The 22,876-nt window shown below is 36.7% G+C and carries 18 protein-coding genes; 11 read left to right on the top strand and 7 right to left on the bottom strand.

Going from position 1 to position 22,876, the window contains the following annotated elements; all coding sequences use genetic code 11:
- Window positions 1–184: 184 nt before the first annotated feature.
- Entirely contained in the window at window positions 185–1,336 is a 1,152-nt protein-coding gene (gene yiaY, locus PH4a_RS12770) for an L-threonine dehydrogenase (RefSeq protein WP_129040226.1), read from the bottom strand.
- 313 nt (window positions 1,337–1,649) lie between these two features.
- On the opposite strand from yiaY, the gene PH4a_RS12765 reads away from it, so the two are divergent.
- From PH4a_RS12765 to PH4a_RS12745, 5 genes are all read left to right on the top strand, one after another.
- Window positions 1,650–2,144: a YbaK/prolyl-tRNA synthetase associated domain-containing protein gene (locus PH4a_RS12765; protein WP_064719448.1), complete on the top strand. Its 495-nt coding sequence runs from the start codon at window positions 1,650–1,652 to the stop codon at window positions 2,142–2,144.
- 434 nt (window positions 2,145–2,578) lie between these two features.
- Window positions 2,579–3,952, top strand: a complete 1,374-nt coding sequence (locus tag PH4a_RS12760) for a dicarboxylate/amino acid:cation symporter (protein WP_129040224.1) — start codon at window positions 2,579–2,581, stop codon at window positions 3,950–3,952.
- Between the two features lie 486 nt (window positions 3,953–4,438).
- Window positions 4,439–5,782, top strand: a complete 1,344-nt coding sequence (locus PH4a_RS12755; RefSeq protein ID WP_129040222.1) for a dicarboxylate/amino acid:cation symporter — start codon at window positions 4,439–4,441, stop codon at window positions 5,780–5,782.
- 224 nt (window positions 5,783–6,006) lie between these two features.
- Window positions 6,007–7,281 carry a DNA methyltransferase gene (locus PH4a_RS12750; protein WP_129040220.1) on the top strand — a complete coding sequence of 425 codons (1,275 nt, stop codon included), beginning with the start codon at window positions 6,007–6,009 and terminating at the stop codon, window positions 7,279–7,281.
- On the top strand, window positions 7,268–8,050 hold the full coding sequence (locus PH4a_RS12745; protein ID WP_129040218.1) for an endonuclease: 783 nt from the start codon (window positions 7,268–7,270) through the stop codon (window positions 8,048–8,050). The genes PH4a_RS12750 and PH4a_RS12745 overlap by 14 nt, the downstream gene beginning before the upstream one ends.
- An 87-nt stretch (window positions 8,051–8,137) precedes the next feature.
- On the opposite strand, the gene gndA is transcribed toward PH4a_RS12745, so the two are convergent.
- Window positions 8,138–9,544, bottom strand: a complete 1,407-nt coding sequence (gene gndA, locus PH4a_RS12740; protein WP_129040216.1) for an NADP-dependent phosphogluconate dehydrogenase — start codon at window positions 9,542–9,544, stop codon at window positions 8,138–8,140.
- Window positions 9,545–9,787: 243 nt separating this feature from the next.
- On the opposite strand from gndA, the gene PH4a_RS12735 reads away from it, so the two are divergent.
- Window positions 9,788–11,368 carry a TerC family protein gene (locus PH4a_RS12735; RefSeq protein ID WP_064719437.1) on the top strand — a complete coding sequence of 527 codons (1,581 nt, stop codon included), beginning with the start codon at window positions 9,788–9,790 and terminating at the stop codon, window positions 11,366–11,368.
- 74 nt (window positions 11,369–11,442) lie between these two features.
- Window positions 11,443–11,745, top strand: coding sequence for a hypothetical protein (locus PH4a_RS12730; protein ID WP_129040213.1), 303 nt, complete (start codon window positions 11,443–11,445; stop codon window positions 11,743–11,745).
- A 113-nt stretch (window positions 11,746–11,858) separates the two neighbouring features.
- Here PH4a_RS12730 and dcuC read toward each other — a convergent pair whose 3' ends face one another.
- The 5 genes from dcuC to apbC all read right to left on the bottom strand — a co-directional run bounded on the left by dcuC (window position 11,859) and on the right by apbC (window position 18,098).
- Window positions 11,859–13,220 (bottom strand): anaerobic C4-dicarboxylate transporter DcuC, encoded by a 1,362-nt coding sequence (gene dcuC, locus PH4a_RS12725; RefSeq protein WP_064719435.1) that lies wholly within the window; start codon window positions 13,218–13,220, stop codon window positions 11,859–11,861.
- 277 nt (window positions 13,221–13,497) lie between these two features.
- On the bottom strand, window positions 13,498–15,432 hold the full coding sequence (gene asmA, locus PH4a_RS12720; RefSeq protein WP_129040211.1) for an outer membrane assembly protein AsmA: 1,935 nt from the start codon (window positions 15,430–15,432) through the stop codon (window positions 13,498–13,500).
- 49 nt (window positions 15,433–15,481) lie between these two features.
- Window positions 15,482–16,063: a dCTP deaminase gene (dcd, locus tag PH4a_RS12715; RefSeq protein ID WP_129040209.1), complete on the bottom strand. Its 582-nt coding sequence runs from the start codon at window positions 16,061–16,063 to the stop codon at window positions 15,482–15,484.
- Window positions 16,064–16,131: 68 nt separating this feature from the next.
- A complete protein-coding gene (gene udk, locus PH4a_RS12710) occupies window positions 16,132–16,773 on the bottom strand; it encodes a uridine kinase (RefSeq protein ID WP_064719432.1) in 642 nt (213 codons plus the stop codon).
- Window positions 16,774–16,985: 212 nt separating this feature from the next.
- Complete coding sequence (apbC, locus tag PH4a_RS12705; RefSeq protein WP_129040207.1) at window positions 16,986–18,098, bottom strand: iron-sulfur cluster carrier protein ApbC; 1,113 nt, start codon at window positions 18,096–18,098, stop codon at window positions 16,986–16,988.
- Between the two features lie 204 nt (window positions 18,099–18,302).
- Between apbC and metG the strand changes: the two genes are divergently transcribed.
- The 4 genes from metG to cdd all read left to right on the top strand — a co-directional run bounded on the left by metG (window position 18,303) and on the right by cdd (window position 22,717).
- Window positions 18,303–20,330 carry a methionine--tRNA ligase gene (gene metG / locus PH4a_RS12700; protein ID WP_129040205.1) on the top strand — a complete coding sequence of 676 codons (2,028 nt, stop codon included), beginning with the start codon at window positions 18,303–18,305 and terminating at the stop codon, window positions 20,328–20,330.
- 133 nt (window positions 20,331–20,463) lie between these two features.
- Complete coding sequence (locus PH4a_RS12695; RefSeq protein WP_129040203.1) at window positions 20,464–20,940, top strand: CidA/LrgA family protein; 477 nt, start codon at window positions 20,464–20,466, stop codon at window positions 20,938–20,940.
- Window positions 20,940–21,635, top strand: a complete 696-nt coding sequence (locus PH4a_RS12690; RefSeq protein ID WP_129041902.1) for a CidB/LrgB family autolysis modulator — start codon at window positions 20,940–20,942, stop codon at window positions 21,633–21,635. The genes PH4a_RS12695 and PH4a_RS12690 overlap by 1 nt, the downstream gene beginning before the upstream one ends.
- Window positions 21,636–21,832: 197 nt before the next feature.
- Window positions 21,833–22,717 (top strand): cytidine deaminase, encoded by an 885-nt coding sequence (gene cdd, locus PH4a_RS12685; protein WP_129040201.1) that lies wholly within the window; start codon window positions 21,833–21,835, stop codon window positions 22,715–22,717.
- The last annotated feature ends 159 nt before the right edge of the window (window positions 22,718–22,876 follow it).

Genomic DNA, 22,876 nt, shown 5'->3' with positions numbered 1-22,876 from the left:
AGCACTTAAAATACTTATCTATATGAAAATCAAATATTATCAATTAATTACAATATATTTGTATACGATTTGGTGATCGATAAACTAGCTGTTTATAAATAGTGTAGATATAAAAACACCCCAAATACCATATTAAATATTTGGGGTGTTAATGATTAAATTAAAACCATTTATTTTCTAAGCATTACATCGCTTGACGGAATAACTCGATAACATCACTTTCAGTACCCTGAACAGGGTTAGTGATGGCACAAGCGTCTTTCAGTGCGTTTTGAGCTAATGTTTGGAAATCTTCTTCCCTAACACCTAACTCAGTTAAACCAGCCGGAATACCTACATCTTTTGCCATTTTACGAATTTCTTCGATACATGCCTGAGCACCCTGCTCATCACTCATTGCAGAAACATCAACACCCATTGCTTGTGCGATATCTTTTAAACGACCCGCTGCTGCTTGAATGTTATAAGCTTGAACATGTGGCAATAAAACTGCGTTACAAACACCATGTGGTAAGTTATAGAAACCACCTAATTGGTGAGCCATAGCATGAACATAACCTAAAGATGCGTTATTAAATGCCATACCGGCTAAGAACTGCGCATAAGCCATATTTTCACGAGCTTGCTCATCACCACCGTTATTAACAACAGAACGTAATGATCCACTGATCATGGTCACTGCTTTTAATGCACATGCGTCAGTAATTGGATTGGCAGCAATTGATACATAAGCTTCAACAGCATGGGTTAATGCATCCATTCCTGTTGCTGCGGTTAAGCCTTTAGGCATACCAATCATAAGCTCTGAATCATTTACTGATAAAATTGGTGTCACATTTTTATCAACGATAGCCATTTTGATATGACGTGCAGTATCTGTAATGATACAAAAACGCGTCATTTCTGAAGCTGTACCCGCTGTGGTATTAATAGAAATTAAAGGTAATTGAGGTTTAGCAGAACGATCTACACCTTCGTAATCAGCAATTTTACCGCCATTAGCAGCAACCAATGCAATCCCTTTCGCACAGTCGTGTGGAGAACCACCGCCTAAAGAAATAACACAATCACATTGATTAGCATTTAACAACGCTAAACCAGCTTCAACGTTTTCAACTGTCGGGTTTGGATCTGTACCATCATAAGTCACACTTGAAATACCTGATTCAGCAAGGAGTTTACTTACTTTATCAACCACGCCCAGTTTATTTAAAACACTATCAGTCACGATCAGTGCTTTATGAAAGCCAAAGTCTTTCATTGAACTCACAGCTTCTGCAAGACAACCCGCACCAAGTTTATTTACAGAAGGGATATAGAATGTTGAAACAGCCATTGTTGACTTCCTTATAGTAATTAAAGCTACGTTTTAATATGTTCTATTGTTTTTGTTCTTAAATTGATCACTGTCAATATATCTAATTAATAGTAATTATTTTTATTAAATAGTGACATTTAAAGATAATCTTAATCGGAAACGCCCTATTAATTCAATAGGATAAAACTATTAACATGTTATTATTTGTTGTAAAATAATTTGAAAAGCTTATCAAAAAAATCAAAACCATCTATTTACGCCAAAGCAGAAAATTTTTTTTAATGACGTATAATGACAATATTTAGAATTAATTAAATTTTAGGAGTCATTGATGTCTTTGACTATTTTCGAGCAATTAACATCATTATTAAATGATAATCAGGCAACTTATCGTGTTGTAGAACACAGCACTGCAGGACGTTCTGAAGAAGTAGCAAAAATAAGAGGAACGCAATTAGGTCAAGGGGCAAAAGGATTAGTATGTCATGTTAAAGGTAATGGTATTAAACAACATGTGCTCGCGATTTTACCTGCTGATAAGCAAGCTGATCTAGCTAAACTAGCAATACAAATTGGTGGAACAAGAGCCTCACTAGCCAGTCCAAAAGAAGTAAACACTCTTACGCAATGTGTTTTTGGCGCTATCCCCCCTTTTAGTTTTCATCCTTCGTTAAAATTAGTTGCTGATCCGCTACTTTTTCAGCGTTTTGATGAACTTGCTTTTAATGCTGGCACATTAGAGCGTTCAATTATTTTAAATACACAAGACTATAAACGAATAGCTCAACCCGAATTAATTAACTTTATTCGTGAAGATGAAAACTAATAAATGCTTTTTAGTAATATAATTCTTATTTAGTCAGATAAATTGCCTCATATGTTAAATTATGAGGTAATAATTAACACTTCCCATTACAGAATATATCCACACCCTCATCTAACAATACTACCATTAGATAATCTAACCTGAAAAAATGGCAGAACTTAATACTATTAAAAAATAAAAATAAAGAATAAATACCATTAATTTTACTTTTTATCGCCTTTAACACCAAAAACAGCACAAAATACAAATTTTGAATATTTTTTTTCGATTCAGCACACAATAATTAAAGAAATCGATTTTATCTGATTGACCTGATTTATTGATACATTTAAGTTAGCATCAATATAAACACAAAAATGTAAACTCTTATTTACAACTAATTATCTAACTTATAAATAAATATAATTGTGCCACTCAGGTGCAGGGAATTCTTCATGCAAACATCAACCAAAAAGCAGCCACTTTATAAAGTGCTTTATGTACAAGTTATCGTAGCAATTTTGCTCGGTATTATGCTTGGTCACTTTTACCCTGATATAGGTGAATCTTTTAAACCGCTAGGTGATGGATTTATCAAAATTGTAAAAATGATTATCGCCCCCGTGATCTTCTTAACCGTTGTTACGGGGATCGCAGGTATGAATAACATGAAAGCTGTCGGTACAGTTGCGGGTAAATCCATGGCTTACTTTCTAACTTTCTCAACAATAGCCCTGATTATTGGTCTTATTGTTGCAAACGTTATTCGCCCTGGTGATGGTTTAAATATTTCACCTGCTTCATTAGATGCAAGCAAAGTAGAAAGTTATGTTGCTAAAGCACATGATTCTTCTATTGTTGGTTTTTTAATGAATATCATCCCTGAAACTGTCGTGAGCCCTTTGGTTAACGGTAATATTCTGCAAGTGCTGTTTGTATCTGTCGTGTTTGGTATCGCTTTAGCGTCAATTGGTACTCGTGGTGAACCTGTACTGAAATTCTTACAAAACTTCTCTGAACCTGTCTTTAAAATGGTCGGTATGCTAATGAAATTAGCCCCTATCGGTGCATTTGGCGCTATGGCATTCACGATTGGTAAATATGGGATCTCTTCAATCAGTAACTTATTGATGCTGGTTATCACCTTCTACATTACATCTCTGCTCTTTGTGTTGGTTGTATTAGGGGCTGTGGCAAAATATAACGGCTTCTCTATCCTCTCTTTAATTAAATACATTAAAGATGAACTCTGGTTGGTGTTAGGAACTTCATCGTCAGAAGCTGCATTGCCTAGCTTAATGCGCAAAATGGAAAATGTAGGCTGCAAAAAATCTGTTGTCGGCTTAGTTATTCCAACGGGGTACTCATTTAACCTCGATGGCACGAATATTTATATGACGATGGCTGCACTGTTTATTGCTCAAGCAACAGGCATTGACCTTTCGCTCACCGAACAAATCACACTACTATTGGTAGCAATGATCAGTTCAAAAGGTGCCGCGGGCGTTACAGGCGCAGGCTTTATTACCTTAGCCGCAACCTTATCTGTCGTACCCAGTGTTCCTGTTGCAGGAATGGCATTAATCTTAGGTATCGACCGTTTTATGTCTGAGTGTCGTGCTTTAACCAACTTAGTCGGCAATGCTTGTGCTTGTATCGTTGTTGCTCGCTGGGAAAATGCACTAGACAAAGAAAGAATGAATGACGTATTTAGTGGTAAAGCTTCAGGAGAAATGATTTTACAAGAAGATATTTTGATGACTGATGCAAACTTAGCATCATTAAAAATAAATGAATCTAATGATCCACTAAAAATTCCAGTAAAATAATCTGCTGATTGATAAAAATAATCGAATAGTAAAAGCACTCCATTTGGGGTGCTTTTTTATTATTTAGCTTTTATTTAAAATTCGTTAATACAGTAGAGTGGTTGACAAAAACCGCTGCATAATTAATTAGTGAATATTTACTTTATCTATATTTTGTCTATTTTTTTTTACATGCTCAATTTCAACTTTACATAAACGCACATCCATAGCATACATTTTCTTAATGAAATTAAAACAATTGAAACAAAATCAGATACTATAAAATTGAATTTTCCTTATGTTTTATTTCAATAAAACACCTTTTTTGAAATAAAATCTAATTTTTTAGATACAGACCACAATATTTAATAAAATGAACTTTATTTTATTGACCTGATTTACTCATACCTTTAAGTTACCCAACAAAAAGAAAAATATGTAAATTTTTATTTACAACACAATAATTATTCAATTTATTAATATATCTTTTAGATACAGGGAATTTGTATGCAGACACCCCCTAAAAAGCGCCCAATTTACAAAGTACTTTACGTTCAAGTCATTGTTGCAATTATACTTGGTATTTTACTTGGTCATTTCTACCCTAATGTTGGTGAATCCTTTAAACCCTTAGGTGATGGGTTTATCAAAATTGTAAAAATGATTATCGCCCCCGTGATCTTCTTAACCGTTGTTACGGGGATCGCAGGTATGAATAACATGAAAACAGTAGGAAAAGTTGCAGGTAAATCGATGATTTACTTTTTAACCTTTTCTAGTATCGCACTTGTTATTGGTCTAATTACCGCAAATATTATTCGCCCTGGTGATGGTTTAAATATCTCGCCAGAGTCATTAGATAGTAGCAAAGTTGAGATGTACGTTACCCAAGCACATAACAGCTCACTGGTTAGTTTTCTAATGAATATTATTCCTGACACCGTAGTGAGTCCTTTGGTTAACGGTAATATTCTGCAAGTGCTATTTGTATCCATTATTTTTGGTATTTCTTTAGCGTCAATTGGTACTCGTGGTGAACCTGTACTGAAATTTTTACAAAACTTCTCTGAGCCCGTCTTTCAAATGGTCGGTATGCTAATGAAATTAGCCCCTATCGGTGCATTTGGCGCTATGGCATTCACGATTGGTAAATATGGGATCTCTTCAATCAGTAACTTATTGATGCTGGTTATCACCTTCTACATTACATCTCTGCTTTTTGTGTTGGTTGTATTAGGGGCTGTGGCAAAATATAACGGCTTCTCTATCCTCTCTTTAATTAAATACATTAAAGATGAACTCTGGTTGGTGTTAGGAACTTCATCGTCAGAAGCTGCATTGCCTAGCTTAATGCGCAAAATGGAAAATGTAGGCTGCAAAAAATCTGTTGTCGGCTTAGTTATTCCAACGGGGTACTCATTTAACCTCGATGGCACGAATATTTATATGACGATGGCTGCACTGTTTATTGCTCAAGCAACAGGCATTGACCTTTCGCTCACCGAACAAATCACACTACTATTGGTAGCAATGATCAGTTCAAAAGGTGCCGCGGGCGTTACAGGCGCGGGCTTTATTACTTTAGCCGCAACCTTATCCGTTGTACCCAGTGTTCCTGTTGCAGGAATGGCATTAATCTTAGGTATCGACCGCTTTATGTCTGAGTGTCGTGCTTTAACCAACTTAGTCGGCAATGCTTGTGCTTGTATCGTTGTTGCTCGCTGGGAAAATGCACTAGACAAAGAAAGAATGAATGACGTATTTAGTGGTAAAGTTACTGCCGAAATGATTGAACAAGAAAATATTTCAATGACGGACACAATAGAGAACGATAAATTAAATTCACAGTAGAACTTCCTGTAAAATAATTTATTAATTATTCTTCTATCATCTAAAAGGGCACTATGGTGCTCTTTTTTTTTGAATGATTTTTCTTAAATTATTCAACTTATAAACTAAGGTTACAAACCTGTTCTGAACAGGTAAAATCGATAATCAGCAAACTGAAATTATCAATGAAAATTATTTTTACCTCATGGTAACGATAGAAAAACATTAAAAAGTTGATTTATTATATGAGTTATATTGCACAAAAAAACAATGGAATAGAGTTAAACCGATTTTATGAAGAGGATAAAGCTATTCATGATTGGTACCGGTTCGTTCTATCTTACCCTCCTCATTTAGTAAGAAAGTATATTGAAATTTTTGATTTAAATTCTGACTCTGTTGTTCTTGATCCTTTTTGTGGGACTGGGACAACACTCGTTGAATCTAAAAAATTAGGAATTAAATCAATTGGAATAGAAGCGAATCCTGTTGTTCAAATGTGTGCTTCAACAAAAGTAAATTGGAATATCGATGTAATCCAAGTAAGAAAAAATGCCGAAAAAATCGCAGATATAGCTAAAAATAAAATTAAAAATGAAACCACTTCTTTTAGATATTTAAGTGAAGACAAAGAAAAGTTAATTATTAAAAATTCAATAAGCCAATTACCATTACATAAAACATTAATACTTATTGAAATAGTAAATAAATATGCAAATGAATATTTATCTTTTTATCAAACTGCACTAGCAAAACATATCGTTTTTTCTTTCAGCAATCTTAAATTTGGTCCTGAAGTAGGAGTAGGTAGAAAGAAAAAATCAGATGCTGATGTTGTTGATATATGGCTCAAAGCTGTACATTCAATGTGTGATGATATTGTTACTCATGATAATAACAAAGATATTTTTAGCCACGTTTTTTTAGGCGACTCAAGAAACGATCTTTATTTAATCGATGATAACTCCATTGATGCTGTCATTACGTCACCGCCCTATCCAAATGAAAAAGATTATTCAAGAACAACTCGTTTAGAATCTGTTTTATTAAATTTTGTTGAAACAAAAGAAGAGCTAAGAATATTAAAAAAAGGATTATTAAGATCAAATACTCGTGGTATTTACAAAGGAGATAATGATTTAAATTGGATAGAAGACAATATTAGTGTCACACACTTAGCGGATTTAATTGAAAATAAACGTATTGAATTGGGTAAAACTTCAGGCTTTGAAAAATTATATCACAAAGTAGTGAGATTATATTTCGGTGGAATGGCTAAACATTTGCATGACTTAAAACCTAAATTAAAAAATGGTGCTAAGCTGGCTTATGTTGTTGGTGATCAAGCCTCTTATTTCCGAATACCAATTAGAACTGGTCATTTATTGTCAGAAATTGCAGAACAGCTTGGATATAAAGTTATTGGTATTGATCTATTTAGAACAAGAATATCAACTGTAACAAAAGATATGTTAAATGAAGAAGTTTTATTATTAGAGTTTAATCATGAAAAAAAATAGATACGAATCAATAATTGAAGGTATTTTCTTAGATAAATACGTTGATGGTAATGATATTGTTGAATTTAATCGTACTGATATCATTTCTAAATCAGCTGAATTAGATATTAATCTACCAAAAAATATTGGTGATGTAATTTATTCATTTAAATATAGAGCTTCTTTACCCGTATCTATAACCAAAAAAGCACAAAATGGGAAGGAATGGGTAATAAAAAATATCGGGCGTTCTTTATATTGTTTTCAACAAGTTAACTATTCAAGAATATTACCTGATATGATGTTATCGACAATAAAAATACCAGATTCAACACCAACAATAGTTGCTGAGCATGCTTTTAATGATGAACAAGCATTATTAACAAGAGTTAGATACAATCGATTAATCGATATATTTACAGGCGCAGTTTGTTATTCATTACAAAATCATCTAAGAACAACCGTTCCTTCTGTAGGCCAAATTGAAACCGATGAAATATATGTTGGTGTTGACCGTTTGGGAAGACAATTTATTTTTCCTGTGCAAGCTAAAGGAGGAAAAGATGAATTGGGTATTGTTCAAATAGAACAAGACTTTCTACTATGTAAGCATAAATATCCCAACTTGATTTGTAGACCCATAGCAACACAATTTATTTCGAATGATAAAATAGCCATTTTTGAATTTGTATTAGAAAATAATGAAGTAAAAAAATTACAAGAAAAACATTATTTGTTAGTTGGTAAAGGACAAATAAGCGTCGATGAGCTATCCAATTACAATTTTTAATATCAAATTAAATTGAAAATAAAAAAGGTGCTAAATATTTAGCACCTTTTATTATATTGATAAGCTTATCACTTAAAATCTAAAGCCTTATTCCATCCATTCGGTGTGGAATACGCCATCTTTATCAGTACGTTTATAAGTATGTGCACCAAAATAATCACGCTGAGCCTGAATTAAGTTCGCAGGTAGCACTTGTGCACGATAGCTATCGTAATAAGAAATTGCGGCTGAGAAAGTTGGTGTAGGAATACCAGCTTGAACGCCATAACAAACCACATCACGCAGAGCTTGTTGATATTCGTCTGCTATGTTTTTGAAGTAAGGCGCTAATAATAAGTTTGCAATGTTTGCATCTTCATTATAGGCATCTGTAATTTTTTGTAGGAATTGTGCACGGATAATACAGCCAGCGCGGAAAATTTTCGCGATTTCACCGTAGTTCAGATCCCAATTATATTCATCTGATGCTGCTTTGAGTTGTTGGAAACCTTGAGCATAAGAAACTATTTTACCTAAATAAAGGGCACGACGAACATTTTCAATGAAGGCTTTTTTATCGCCCGTAAATGCTTTAGGTGCTGGGCCTGATAGTACTTTAGATGCTGCGACGCGTTGATCTTTTAATGAAGAGATATAACGAGCAAATACAGATTCAGTGATAAGTGTTACTGGAACACCTAAATCTAATGAACTTTGGCTCGTCCATTTACCAGTACCTTTATTAGCGGCTTCATCAAGAATAACATCAACCAGATATTTACCTTCGTCATCTTTTTTACGGAAAATATCAGCTGTGATTTCGATTAAATAACTGCTTAATTCGCCTTGATTCCACTCAGTAAACGCTTGCGCTAACTCTTCGTTAGATAAACCTAAAGAGTGTTTTAATACCGAATAAGCTTCAGCAATTAGTTGCATATCGCCATATTCGATACCGTTATGAACCATTTTCACATAGTGACCAGCACCATCGGCACCAATATAAGTAACGCAAGGCTCGCCATCAGCAACAGCAGCAATTTTTTCAAGAATTGGAGCCACTAATTCATAGGCTTCTTTTTGTCCACCCGGCATAATTGAAGGGCCTTTTAATGCACCCTCTTCACCGCCTGAAACACCTGTACCAATAAAATTGAAACCTTGCGCAGATAATTCACGATTACGACGAATAGTATCTTTAAAGAAAGTATTTCCACCATCAATAAGGATATCGCCCTTATCTAAATGAGGAGTCAGTGCAGCAATTGTTTTGTCTGTAGCTTCACCGGCTTTTACCATTAATAAAATACGACGCGGTTTTTCTAATGAATCAACAAATTCTTCAATAGAATAATTAGCTACTAGTTTTTTACCCGGGTTTTCAGCGATAACTTCGTTTGTTTTATCACTTGAACGGTTGTAGATAGATACAGAATAACCACGGCTTTCAATATTTAGCGCAAGGTTACGTCCCATAACTGCCATACCAACCACGCCGATTTGCTGTTTTGACATGAAATAACTCCCGTCTGAAAATATACCTGCCAGTATCTAAGCACTGACAATTTGTTAACCTGATCACATAGTAACTCACTCTATCAATTGGTGGTAGTTATTGATGCAATCGATATCGCACTGTTTCAAGTAAAATGAAATTATTACCTCTATATTGATAATAAATTATTGAAAAATTCCTTCAAATTGCTCATTATTCCTAAGTCGGCATGAGCCGTCTTTATAGAAGGTAAAACAAACTGTATGGAATGGATCGTAGATCCGACGATATGGGCTGGACTGGCCACCCTTATTGTTCTTGAAATCGTACTAGGTATCGATAACCTTGTTTTCATTGCCATTCTGGCAGATAAACTTCCAGCAAAATTAAGAGATAAAGCTCGTATAACAGGTTTATTATGCGCTTTAATCATGCGCGTTGTTCTGTTATTTAGCCTATCTTGGTTAATTACGCTAACCAAGCCAATTATCACTTTATTTGATCATCCTTTCAGTGCAAGAGACTTAATCATGCTTGTTGGGGGGATATTCTTGCTGTTCAAAGCCACAATGGAGCTTAATGAACGACTAGAAGGTAAAGATCACAACGAAGGAAAACAACGCAAAACTACCCGATTTTGGTCCGTAGTAGCGCAAATTATCGTACTAGATGCCGTGTTCTCACTTGATTCTGTGATAACCGCTGTTGGTATGGTTGATCATTTGGGTGTCATGGTTGCAGCAGTGACTATTGCAATGTTCTTGATGATCCTTGCAAGTAAGCCATTAACTACTTTTGTTAACAACCACCCAACCATTGTTATTTTGTGTTTAAGCTTCTTGCTGATGATTGGTTTTGCACTGGTTGCCGAAGGTTTTGGTTATGCCATTCCAAAAGGTTATCTGTATGCTGCGATAGGTTTCTCTATCATGATAGAGGTATTTAATCAGCTCGCACAATTTAACCGTCGCCGCTTCTTAACAGCGTCCCGTTCTTTACGTGAACGTACAGCTGATGCGGTTCTACGGATTATCAATGGTAAGCCTGATGCTGCTGAATTAGATCCTCATACTTCTGATTTAATTGCGAATACAGAAGAAGCATTTGATCCTCAAGAACGTCAAATGATTGTACGTGTGCTTGGATTAAGCCAGCGAAACGTAAACAGCATAATGACATCGCGCCATGATGTGGAATACGTCGATTTAAATGCGACTCAAGATGATATTCGTGAATTATTAGAGAAAGATCCACATTCACGCCTGGTTATTACTGATGAACAACACAGCGATGAACCTGTTGGTGTTGTTAATGTTATCCAATTACTAAATCAGCAGTTGCGTGATGAAGAGCTAAATTTACGTTTGCTAGTAAAGCAACCGCTTATTTTTCCTGAAGGTTTATCACTATTACAAGCATTAGAACAATTTCGTAATGCGCATACTCATTTTGCGTTTGTCGTTGACGAATTTGGTTCTGTTGAAGGTATTGTGACATTAACCGATGTCATGGAAACTATTGCGGGTAACTTACCTGTTAGCTCAGAAGAAAACGATTCTCGCCACGATATCTCACAGAATGAAGATGGCTCATGGACCGTTAATGGCTTCACTCCACTTGAAGATTTAGTACTTTATATTCCTATCAAGTTGGATGAAAAGCGTGAGTATGAAACGCTTGCTGGCTTACTCATGGAACACTTGCAACGTGTGCCAAGAGTGGGTGAGAAAATCATGATTGATGGCATTGAATTCGAACCATTAGAAGTCAATAATCACCGCATTAATAAAGTCCGCATCGTCGAACCTGTTGTTGATGATGAAGAAAACGTTGATGAAGCGTAATCTCATTTAAACTTTTCAATATCCGCCTTTATGGCGGATATTTTTTATCCCATTTTTTTGTGATAAGAAACAGCATGAATAATAGCGTCAAAGTTAAAATCATTTGGTTAACTGTCGATGAAGGGGGTCGAAAATCACCACCGCCTATGTGTGGTTTTTATTATCCAATGACATCGCTACCTAACGAGCCTAACGCATGGAGTTTAGCCATTGACATCATTCAAACACTAAAAGAGCAAGAACGGTGGGTAAGCGAAGGGAGTTTACAATTTTTAGTCGAACAAGCACCTCATCACTTATTAAAAATATTAGATATAATTGAAATTTATGAATGGCCTAAAAAAGTGGCTAGTGCCTTTATTCAATCGACACAATAACCCCCCCTCCTATCTTTCAATAATAGATATAAAAAAGCGGACTTTGTTATCAACAAAGCCCGCCAATAAAGCGATGACTAAATAAGTTAACGTGAATTTAATCTTTTAAATAATTAACCTAAAGTGCTTGGTACTAAAATCTCGGTAGCAACAATAACAATCACCAAACCCACTAATACAGGTACAGAAACACGTTTCATCACTTCAAAAGGTGAGATTTTTGCCATACCTGATACCGCTACAACGACACCCGAAACTGGTGATAATGTACGACCTAAGTTTGATGCTTGTAACATAGGAATAGTTAAGTAAGCAGGGTTAACACCCATATTGTTTGCTAAGCGCGGAATTAATTCAACGAAAGCATAAAATGGCGCATTACCAGAACCCGTTGTCATAGCTGCTAACATGGTGATAAGGACTAATGCAATCATCATAACAATTGCACCTGAGCCCAATGCCTGTGCACCATCGATTAACGCATTAATAAAGCCAACGGTTGTTAAGCCCTGCGCAAATACACCTGCTGCAACTAATAACATAACAACTTGTGCAAAGGCATCGGCCATACCACGATAAGCGACTTCTAAGCCTTCAAAAACTTGTTTAGCGCTAAAACTACGCATAAATTCGATAACTGCCGCTAACATCATACAGATAATAATAATAGCGACGATATGTAATTCAGGTAACCATTTACCATCAAACACTAAAACACCAATAATTGGCGTGAATGGTAAAATAGCGTAGAAACTTGGAGCATGAGTTTTGATCTCATTCACATCTAACATTTCTGTTTCAATGTGCTCTTTGCGGTCAAGATAACGCTGCCAGAAGAAGTGAGCGATACACATACCAATGATCGCAGCAATAGAAATAGGCAATGTTGTTTTGAATGCAAAATCGATTAACGGCATTTTAGACGCTTCTGCGGCTAAAATTACATCTCCTGATGTAGGCGCTAAAATAATTGATGCTGGAGATGCACAAATAGCCGCTGCTGCACCACGACTTATTCCCATATTAACCATAACTGGGAACAATGTTGCCATTAACAACACGCCTAAACCTGTAGCAGAAGAAACAGCCAATGACATTAAGCAAGCAACAATATAAGCTGCAACCATTAGAAGATAAGGTGAGTTGATCATTTTCAGTGGACGAGAAGCTAATTTCACCACCACATCATTGGCACCAATGTGTGTCATATAAGCGGCAAAACCACAAAGTATCATGATCATCATACCTAAATCGCCACCACGGCTCATAAGTAGATTTTTCACATACTCAACGATATCAATTAAACCATAACCTGTTGCTGCTGCACTTGGTGGTAATACTGCTCTGCCCATTATTACGCTGATAATCAGTAATAATAAACCACCTGTCATTAAAACACCGGTTGGTGAGTAGCCTTTAACGATATAGCGTCCGACGCCTACAGCGACTAGAGCACCAATAAGAATTTCGATCATTTACACAGTTCCTGTCATACATAGTGATTAATAAAATGAAGTGTTTTATTGTTATCATCATTTTTGCGTTTTGCGCGATTGAGACACTCTGCCCAAAGCGAACAGAGCAGTGTATGACATATATCAAAAAAAATGACTATTTTTTTATATCCATACAGCACGAATGCTTAGTTTTTATTCAAAACATAAATTAAATGATAGATATAAAGAAAAAAGCACAAGATCATTAAGATAGTGTGCTTTTATTCACGATGTGATGGAGTTAAAAATTACGATGTTATAGCTTTTTCAATAACTGATTAAGGGCTTTTACTTCTGGGCTTTCATCTTGTTTGTTAAGCCAGTTATCAATAGCTTGTTTCGCTTTTTGTTGCAGTTGATCTCGAAATAATTTTTCTACATTAAATTCGTATTGAATTGCGCTCCAGTCACCATAAAGTCGCAAAGGAATAGCTATTTTAGTTAACTGACGAACAAATTCATTTTCTTTTCCCCAACCTTTTTTAATATTAACCAGCAACATAATATCAAGATTATGGCGTTGAAGATTAACTTCACCTTGTCCTTTTATACTTGCTATATCAGCTTGAGCATCAAGCGCCGTTAAAGTGATACGCCCTTTTTGTCTTAATTTAAATTGGGCGATAACACTATCTGCTTGTGTATAGTTGGTAATATCTTCTGGAGAAATCACTTTATCTGTCGCTTGCGCAATAGATTGTTGAATAACTTGAGGAATATTTAAACCATACATTTTAAACTGCGTAAGTGTCGTATTCAAATTACCTTGCCAACTATTAAGAAACGCATCGCGGTTATATCCCGTACCGTCTAAATTTCCGTTCGCTGAAATAAAACCGCTAAAGTTTTCAGGCTGTTCAAAAGCGCGTAATAATGGCTGTAATGGGATCTCTTTCATGGTGATATCCATGCTGATATGGGCAGGAATAACACTGGTCGACACGACAATAGGAAGAGAAAACTCACCATTAAGAATTTGCCCTGCTAAGGTTTGGATTTTTAACGCATTTTGTTTATTTTCAGCATCTACTTTAAAGTTATTAATTTCTAAATCTTTATAAATCAACTTGTTAAATGCTAATTTAACTGCAAATTCAATATCGCCCCAATGAGTTAAATCATAATCTTTATTTTCATCATTCATAGAGGTAATAACAGGGCGAGTCATAATTGTTGCATTAGGCGCAGGGGCGGCATACGCCGTGTTAAATAATGCAAATGACTGTGGTTTTGTATTGTCTGATTTCGGCGTAATTAATGCGGTGTCAGATTCTTTATCTGGCGCTATATTTGGCAATAATGTATTAAGATTTAAAGAGTCACTATTTAAAACCACTTCATACCGTGCTTTTTTTGCAAAATTAGCACTAATATGTCCCTGAAGTTGGTTTTCATTAGCCAGTAAAATTAGATTATCAAATGAGAGACTATTTGAATTGCCATTTTTATAGCTAAAACCAGAGGTTAAGTTGCCTTGAATCCCGCTTTCAGGAAATCCCATGCCGGATAAAATATAATCAAACTGCGTAATATTACCGCTAATTTGATATGGATATTCACTCATATCCACATCAGCATTTAGATTAAATGCAATTTCTCGACGATCACGATTTACTTTCGTGCTCATCTCTAGCATTACTTGCTGTTGAGCATCTGTTTTAAGCGATAAATTAATATCGCGTAAATTGAGCTGTTCACCATCACCTGTTTGCCAAATCAGCAAACTATCAGTGATATTTACCTTGGCAATATTTAACTGCCAACGATTTGTTTTAGGTTCAATATTTGAATGAGATTGGCTTTTCGATATTGCAGGTGGGGCAACCTTAGGAATAGCTCTACTTTCTGGTGTTTGTCGAACAACTGCACCTTTTAGCATAACTTCTTTTATTTCGAGCTGATGAGAAAGTAGCGGCCATAATTCAACATCAAGGCGCATATTATCTGCGGTAATTAAAGGTTGCTCTGCATCAGGTGCAGAAAGCGACATATTACCTGTAATAATGCTGAGTTTTGGCCATACATGCCAGCGCATATCATCTTGTAATGTCAGCTTATAACCGCTTTGTTTTTCAACTCGTTCAACTAAATATCCACGGAAATCATTGGGGTTAATGAGCAAAACTAATGCAGTTAAGCCAGCAATAATAACGACAAGCAAAATAGCCAGTGTTGTCAGAAACCTTTTCATATAATTACCCGTTTTAGTGAAATCTGATAATAATTACTGTAAAGAATAGTTAATCTTCACTAATTCGACTACCAACAGCCCCTTGCTGATTTTTATATTTTGCATCTTGGCGGCGATTATAAGGTCTATCCGCAGGGCCTGACATGGGTTCAAAACTTAATGCACCAATCACCATGCCTGGTCTTAATGCTAATGGTAGTTTACCTGAATTAAAAAACTCTAATACAATTTGTCCATGCCAGCCCGGATCAATACGATGAGCAGTAACATGCACCATTAAACCTAAACGCGCTAATGAAGAACGTCCATCTAACCATCCCACCACATTATCGGGCAAAGTAACAGACTCAAGAGTCACAGCCAGAGCCAACTCTCCAGGATGTAAATAAAAAGCTTCACCTTCAGGCAAAACAATTTCATCACTCATAACTCGTTCTAATGCTTCATTAACTTCAGCTTTAGGACCACTAAGATCGATATAAGCGGCAGTATGTCCTTGGAAAACACGAAATTGATTTCCTAAACGAACATCCGCTGTTGCGCCGTTAATTCGCTCAATAGGCGGGCGAGGTTCAATAACTAACTTTCCGTCATCTAGCCACTGAATAATATCACGGTCGCATAATCGCATTTTATTTCCCTCTTCAAGTTAAATAGGCAGTTTCATCATGCATGAAAGCTGCCCACAAATGAAACTAATTATTCGCAAAACTGTCCGATTTTTGCTTTTAAGATATCTATCGCCACGCGGTTTTTACCGCCTCTTGGAACAATAATATCGGCATATTGTTTAGAAGGTTCGATAAATTGAAAGAACATAGGACGAACGGTTTTATTATATTGTTCAATCACCGAATCTAAACTGCGTCCACGTTCGTTAACATCACGTTTAATACGACGCATCAAGCAAATATCAAGTGGCGTGTCTACAAAGATAGAAAAATCCATTTCTTCACGTAGACGTTTATCTGTTAATAACAGAATACCTTCAATAATAATAACTTTTTTTGGTTTAAAATGAATGGTTTCTGGCTTGCGAGTGTGAGCAACGTAGTCATATTGAGGGAGTTCGATGGCATTTCCTGCTTTGAGTTCACACAAGTGTTGATATAAAAGTGAGTGATCCATCGAATTGGGGTGGTCATAATTAACCTTATATCGCTCTTCCATCGTTAAATCACTTTGGTCACGATAGTAACAATCTTCGGGTATCACTCCGATATTATGATCACCTACTTGCGCTCTTAATTCACGGTAAAGCGTGCTTGCAATAAGACTTTTACCTGAAGCAGAGGCTCCAGCGATACCTACAATTGTGCACTGATGTGCTGTGTCAGCCATAATTAAAAAAACCTGGTTTGAAATAAAAAGAGGGATAACGTAATAATATGGAAACATTACGCTAGCGCAGATTATAGTTTTGAAATCATTCAGGTTCCAGAGTAAAACCAGAAATCTATTTATTTTTTATCAAAAATAGTCAGAAATAATAGATAAAAAAATGGAAAGCCAAATAACTTCCCATTTTAATCAATAAATTATTCGAATGATGCTTAAACTGCGCGGAAAGAAATTTCCGTCGCAATAGTGTCACCATCCCAGAACATTTGTGCTGATACATTCGATGCAATTTCACGATAAATATCGGCAAATTCACCTTCAGGATCACGCATTACTGTTGGTTGGCCACGATCTAAGTCTTCACGTAAAGAGATATGAAGTGGAATTTGACCTAACAGTAAACAGTTATATTTTTCAGCTAATTTTGCCGCACCACCTGTTCCAAAAATAGGTTCTAGGTGGCCACAGTTACTGCAAATATGCGCGCTCATGTTTTCAATAATACCTAATACAGGTACATTGACTTTCTTAAACATGACGATGCCTTTCATTGCATCCACCAGCGCAATATCTTGCGGAGTTGTCACAACAACAGCGGCAGTCACAGGGATATTTTGCGATAAGGTTAGCTGAATATCACCAGTACCCGGTGGCATATCGATAACCAGATAATCCAAATCAGGCCATAGCGTGTCTTGCAACATTTGCATTAACGCCTTACTTGCCATAGGACCACGCCAAACCATCGCATTATCATCAGTAACCAAATAACCGATAGAGTTAGATGCTAATCCGTAAGCCATGATTGGCGCCATATGCTGACCATCTGGAGACGTAGGACGCTCCATCGTAGTACCTAACATATTTGGAATAGAAGGCCCATAAATATCAGCATCAAGAATACCCACTTTTGCACCTTCTTGCGCTAATGCTAAAGCAAGGTTCACCGCAGTACTTGATTTACCAACGCCACCTTTACCGGAACTCACAGCAAGAATATTACGAACACCATTTACACCTGGCAAATCATTAGCACGGCGTAAAGTTGAAATATTATGCTTAAGTTTCCATTCAATGGCTTTTGCACCTGTGATTTCGCGAAGTTCAGCTGTTTTTTCTTCAATTAGCATTTGGAAAGTTTTTTTCCAAACAAATGGCATCACTAATTCGATATGCAGCACATCGTCAATCATCGCACATTGGTGTAATGCTTTTAATGAAAGCAGGTTACGCTTCAATGTCGGGTGTTCAAAAGTAGACAAGACACCTGAAACTTTTTCTTTCAGAATCTCAGGGGTGGTCTGCTCGGGGGATTTTTCACTCATCCCGGCTCCTCTCGTTTTCATTATTTATTAAATATATGAGTGCATCCATCATATCAGATAGTCGATGACTACGATAATGCCTTACCTCAATTTGCTAACGGAAATTTCTCTTGCAAAAACTCCGTTATTGCCCTAGCGACATGATGGCGGATAGGTTAACATCAAAGTCCCTTTTATTAATTTTATGGAAGTAAGATCCTTACTATGTCTCACGTCGCGAATAAATTATTGGTAACCTGCGCGTTACCTTATGCTAACGGTTCAATTCATCTCGGTCATATCCTTGAGCACATTCAGGCAGATATCTGGGTCCGTTACCACCGAATGCGCGGCAAAGAAGTTCATTTCATCTGCGCTGACGATGCTCACGGCACACCAATTATGCTGAAAGCTCAACAACTGGGTATTACTCCAGAAGCTATGATAGACGAAATGAGCCAAGAGCATCAGCAGGATTTTGCTGGTTTTAATATTAGCTATGATAACTATCACTCAACTCACAGTGATGAAAGTCGTGAATTATCGACTAAAATTTATCTTGCGCTAAAACAAAATGGCCATATTAAAAGCAAAACTATTTCTCAGCTTTATGACGAAGAAAAAGGCATGTTTTTACCTGACCGCTTTGTAAAAGGCACTTGCCCTAAATGTAAAGCAGAAGATCAATATGGCGATAATTGCGAAGTATGTGGCTCAACATACAGCCCAACAGAGTTAATTAATCCTCGTTCTGTTGTTTCTGGTTCAACGCCTGTCATGCGTCAAACTGAGCACTATTTCTTTGATCTACCCGCTTTTAGCAATATGTTACAAGCATGGATCCGCTCTGGCGCACTGCAAGAGCAAGTTGCGAACAAAATGCAAGAGTGGTTCGACAGTGGTTTGCAACAGTGGGATATCACTCGTGATGCACCTTATTTTGGTTTTGAAATTCCAGATGCGCCGGGTAAATATTTCTACGTTTGGCTAGATGCTCCTATTGGTTACATGAGCTCATTCTTAAATCTATGTGAAAAACGTGGTGATTTAAGTTTTGATGAGTTTTGGAATAAAGACAGCAAAACTGACCTTTATCACTTTATTGGTAAAGATATTGTCTATTTCCACAGCTTATTCTGGCCAGCGATGTTAGAAGGCAGTGAATACCGTAAACCAACAAACCTATTTGTTCATGGTTATGTCACCGTCAATGGTGCCAAGATGTCTAAATCTCGTGGTACTTTTATTACTGCGCGTGCTTACCTTGACCATTTTGATGCTAATTGCCTACGTTATTACTATGCAGCGAAACTTTCATCGCGCATTGATGATATTGACCTAAACTTAGAAGACTTTGTGCAACGCGTAAATAGCGACATCGTTAACAAAGTGGTTAACCTCGCTTCTCGTACTGCAGGTTTTATCAGTAAACGTTTTGATGGCAAATTAGCAAACACCTTAGATGATGCTAAGCTTTATCAGCACTTTGTTGATATGCAAACCACTATTGCACAATCATTTGAGAGCCGTGAATACGGTAAAGCTATTCGTGAAATTATGGCATTAGCTGATGAAGCAAACCGTTATATTGACGAAAAAGCACCGTGGGTTGTGGCAAAACAAGAAGGCAAAGATGCTGAGTTACAGGCAATTTGTACAATGGGGATTAACTTATTCCGTGTACTTATGACTTACCTGAAACCAATTTTACCTTCATTAACTGAACGTACTGAAGCCTTTTTGCAAACAGAGTTAACATGGGATTCATTGGCTCAACCTCTTTTAGGTACAGAAATCACCAAATTTAAAGCATTGTTTAACCGTATTGATATGGATAAAGCCGATGCAATGGTTGAAGCATCAAAAAGTACTATTGCGCCAATTAAAGAAGTCTCAGGGCCATTAGCTGATGATCCCATTCAAGAAACGATTAAGTTTGACGATTTTGCTAAAATCGATATGCGCATTGCTGAAATTAAACAAGCAGATTTCGTTGAAGGTTCTGACAAACTGCTAAAATTAATTTTAGATTTAGGTGGCGAAACACGCCAAGTATTCTCTGGAATTCGTACAGCATACCCAGATCCAAAAGTGTTAGAAGGTCGCTTAACTGTTATGGTGGCAAACTTAGCACCTCGTAAAATGCGTTTTGGTATTTCAGAAGGCATGGTCATGGCAGCAGGTCCTGGCGGCGAAGATATCTTTTTACTCAGCCCAGACAATGGTGCAAAACCGGGTCAACAAGTGAAATAATCACCAAAATTCATTTGCCTGATAAATAAATGGCGGGGTTCTATAAGAGCCCCGCTTTTTTTTATTGTGATCCATAGCACACTTTCAAAATCGGTGTATGATAAATCTGTTAGTTGATTTAGGACACTTACTTATGAAATCTAATCGGGCACGATTGCGGATTACACTTTGGCATTATCTCCGCGCTTTTCTTGTACTCTATCTTTGTCTTTTTGCTGGTAATCTTATTTCAGCCCTTCTACCCTTCGCGGTTCCAGGCAGTATTGTTGGCTTACTTATTTTATTTGGTTTACTCGCTTTCCAACTTATTCCTTTACGTTGGGTAAAACCCGGAGCCAATATTTTATTAAAAAATATGACATTACTCTTTATTCCTATCGGAGTAGCAGTAATGAATTATTATGATTTATTAAGTCAGCAACTTTTCCCTATTGTTTTAGCAAGTGTGATAAGTACCTTTGGTGTTATGGCATTAGTCGCTTATTGCTCACACTATGTTCACCGTGAGCGCATTATCGTGGGTTCAAAACCTGATATAGTTGAGGACGTTGTAGAAAAAATGCAACAGAAAGACGACGATAAGGCGTTAAGTGAGAAGAAAAAATGTTAATGTTAATGAATATTTGGTGGTCACTTCCTTTGACCATAATTGTCTTTTATTTATCACGTAAACTCGCAGCTCGTTATAAATTACCTATTTTGAACCCATTGCTTATTGGTATTGCGGTTATTATTCCTATTTTATTAATCACACATACACCCTATGAGCATTATTTTGCTGGTAGTCGTATTTTAAATGACTTATTACAACCAGCTGTGGTTGCTTTAGCTATTCCGCTTTATCAGCAATTACACCAAATTCGAGCACAGTGGAAATCACTCATTAGTATTTGTTTTATTGGTAGTGTTGCTGCGATGGTGAGTGGTACAGCAATTGCCTTATGGGCGGGTGCAACACCTGAAATCGCTGCATCAATTTTACCTAAATCGGTTACAACGCCTATTGCGATGGCTGTCGCGGACTCTATAGGTGGTATTCCTGCAATCAGTGCTGCATGTGTTATTGCAGTAGGTATTTTAGGTGCCATTTTTGGTCACACGCTATTTAAAATATTACGTATTCCAACCCATGCCTCTCGTGGTTTAGCGATGGGAACAGTATCTCACGCTGTCGGAACAGCAAGAGCTGCCGAGGTTGATTATATTGAAGGCGCTTATAGTTCACTAGCATTAATGACCTGCGGTATTATTACCTCATTAAGTGCACCTTTTATTTTTCCTTTTATACTTCATCTTTTTGGTTAATATTCTTGTTATGGCTACTTTTTATTCCCCGTTATAATTATTTATTTCGGGGAATAAGACCATAAATTTGAGATGCATCTCTCAATTAGCCAACTTGTTGCAATGGTTTCATTGAAAGCATGACATTAATCACATATAAGAATAGATAAAGATGCCTAAAATCTTATAATACAGAAAGATTAATGGGAGACTCATGTATGCATACTCGCTTTCAGGCAATTTGGTCAGATTTATCCCCTCAGCTACAACAAGCCCTTGCTCCTTATATTGAGCAGGATGAGTTCCCTGCCATGTTTACAGCGCAGCAGGTCAATGCCATCAAAACACAGTTGCAATGTGATGATGATGCTCTTGCATTAGCACTTCTTCCTGTCGCAGCTGCTTGTGCCGTAGCGCCTATATCACATTTTAATGTTGGTGCTGTCGCTCGTGGCGAAAGCGGTAATTTGTATTTTGGTGCCAATATGGAATTTGCTGGCGCGCCATTACAACAAACAGTGCACGCTGAACAAAGCGCCATTACTCATGCATGGTTAAAGGGTGAAACACGCTTATCTGCCATTACTGTTAACTACACGCCTTGTGGCCACTGTCGTCAATTTATGAATGAGCTAAATAGCGGCACACATATTCAAATTCATTTACCAGGTAGAAAAGCAGCAACACTGGGTGATTATCTGCCTGATAGTTTTGGCCCTAAAGATCTCAATATCACTACCCTGTTAATGGATAAAGTCAATCACGGTTACCAAATTGATAATCCAAATGAATTGGTACAACTTGCATTAAAAGCAGCTAATCGTAGCCATGCGCCTTATAGCCAATCTTATAGTGGGATTGCGGTTCAAATGAAAGATGGCAAAATTTTCCAAGGCAGCTATGCCGAAAATGCCGCTTTCAATCCAAGTATGCCCCCTCTGCAAGCAGCCTTAATTGCATTAAATATGGCGGGTGAAAGTGTAATGGATATTGAATCTGCTGTTTTAGTTGAAAAAGCAGACACTATATTAACGCAGTGGGATGCGACACAAGCGACATTAATGGCTTTAGGTTGTCGTCAGATACAACGCATCGCTTTATAGAAAATTTTAATCTATTACTCTAACAATATCGTCTAAAAGAGCATCAGCATGTAAACATTGCTGATGCTTACCAGTAAAAGTTGTAACAACTGTATCTATCTCTCATTTCCACACATAAAAATCATAAAAAAATAACATAAGCTGTACATATTTTTATTA

Source organism: Proteus hauseri (genome assembly GCF_004116975.1).
GTDB lineage: Bacteria > Pseudomonadota > Gammaproteobacteria > Enterobacterales > Enterobacteriaceae > Proteus > Proteus hauseri.
The sequence above is the reverse complement of the archived record's forward strand: the minus strand, read 5'-3'. Positions and strand labels throughout refer to the sequence as shown.

Coding starts and splice junctions, on each gene's coding strand:
- yiaY (WP_129040226.1), bottom strand. CDS start 1,336: ATGGCTGTTTCAACATTCTATATCCCTTCTGTAAATAAACTTGGTGCG.
- PH4a_RS12765 (WP_064719448.1), top strand. CDS start 1,650: ATGTCTTTGACTATTTTCGAGCAATTAACATCATTATTAAATGATAAT.
- PH4a_RS12760 (WP_129040224.1), top strand. CDS start 2,579: ATGCAAACATCAACCAAAAAGCAGCCACTTTATAAAGTGCTTTATGTA.
- PH4a_RS12755 (WP_129040222.1), top strand. CDS start 4,439: ATGCAGACACCCCCTAAAAAGCGCCCAATTTACAAAGTACTTTACGTT.
- PH4a_RS12750 (WP_129040220.1), top strand. CDS start 6,007: ATGAGTTATATTGCACAAAAAAACAATGGAATAGAGTTAAACCGATTT.
- PH4a_RS12745 (WP_129040218.1), top strand. CDS start 7,268: ATGAAAAAAAATAGATACGAATCAATAATTGAAGGTATTTTCTTAGAT.
- gndA (WP_129040216.1), bottom strand. CDS start 9,544: ATGTCAAAACAGCAAATCGGCGTGGTTGGTATGGCAGTTATGGGACGT.
- PH4a_RS12735 (WP_064719437.1), top strand. CDS start 9,788: ATGGAATGGATCGTAGATCCGACGATATGGGCTGGACTGGCCACCCTT.
- PH4a_RS12730 (WP_129040213.1), top strand. CDS start 11,443: ATGAATAATAGCGTCAAAGTTAAAATCATTTGGTTAACTGTCGATGAA.
- dcuC (WP_064719435.1), bottom strand. CDS start 13,220: ATGATCGAAATTCTTATTGGTGCTCTAGTCGCTGTAGGCGTCGGACGC.
- asmA (WP_129040211.1), bottom strand. CDS start 15,432: ATGAAAAGGTTTCTGACAACACTGGCTATTTTGCTTGTCGTTATTATT.
- dcd (WP_129040209.1), bottom strand. CDS start 16,063: ATGCGATTATGCGACCGTGATATTATTCAGTGGCTAGATGACGGAAAG.
- udk (WP_064719432.1), bottom strand. CDS start 16,773: ATGGCTGACACAGCACATCAGTGCACAATTGTAGGTATCGCTGGAGCC.
- apbC (WP_129040207.1), bottom strand. CDS start 18,098: ATGAGTGAAAAATCCCCCGAGCAGACCACCCCTGAGATTCTGAAAGAA.
- metG (WP_129040205.1), top strand. CDS start 18,303: ATGTCTCACGTCGCGAATAAATTATTGGTAACCTGCGCGTTACCTTAT.
- PH4a_RS12695 (WP_129040203.1), top strand. CDS start 20,464: ATGAAATCTAATCGGGCACGATTGCGGATTACACTTTGGCATTATCTC.
- PH4a_RS12690 (WP_129041902.1), top strand. CDS start 20,940: ATGTTAATGAATATTTGGTGGTCACTTCCTTTGACCATAATTGTCTTT.
- cdd (WP_129040201.1), top strand. CDS start 21,833: ATGCATACTCGCTTTCAGGCAATTTGGTCAGATTTATCCCCTCAGCTA.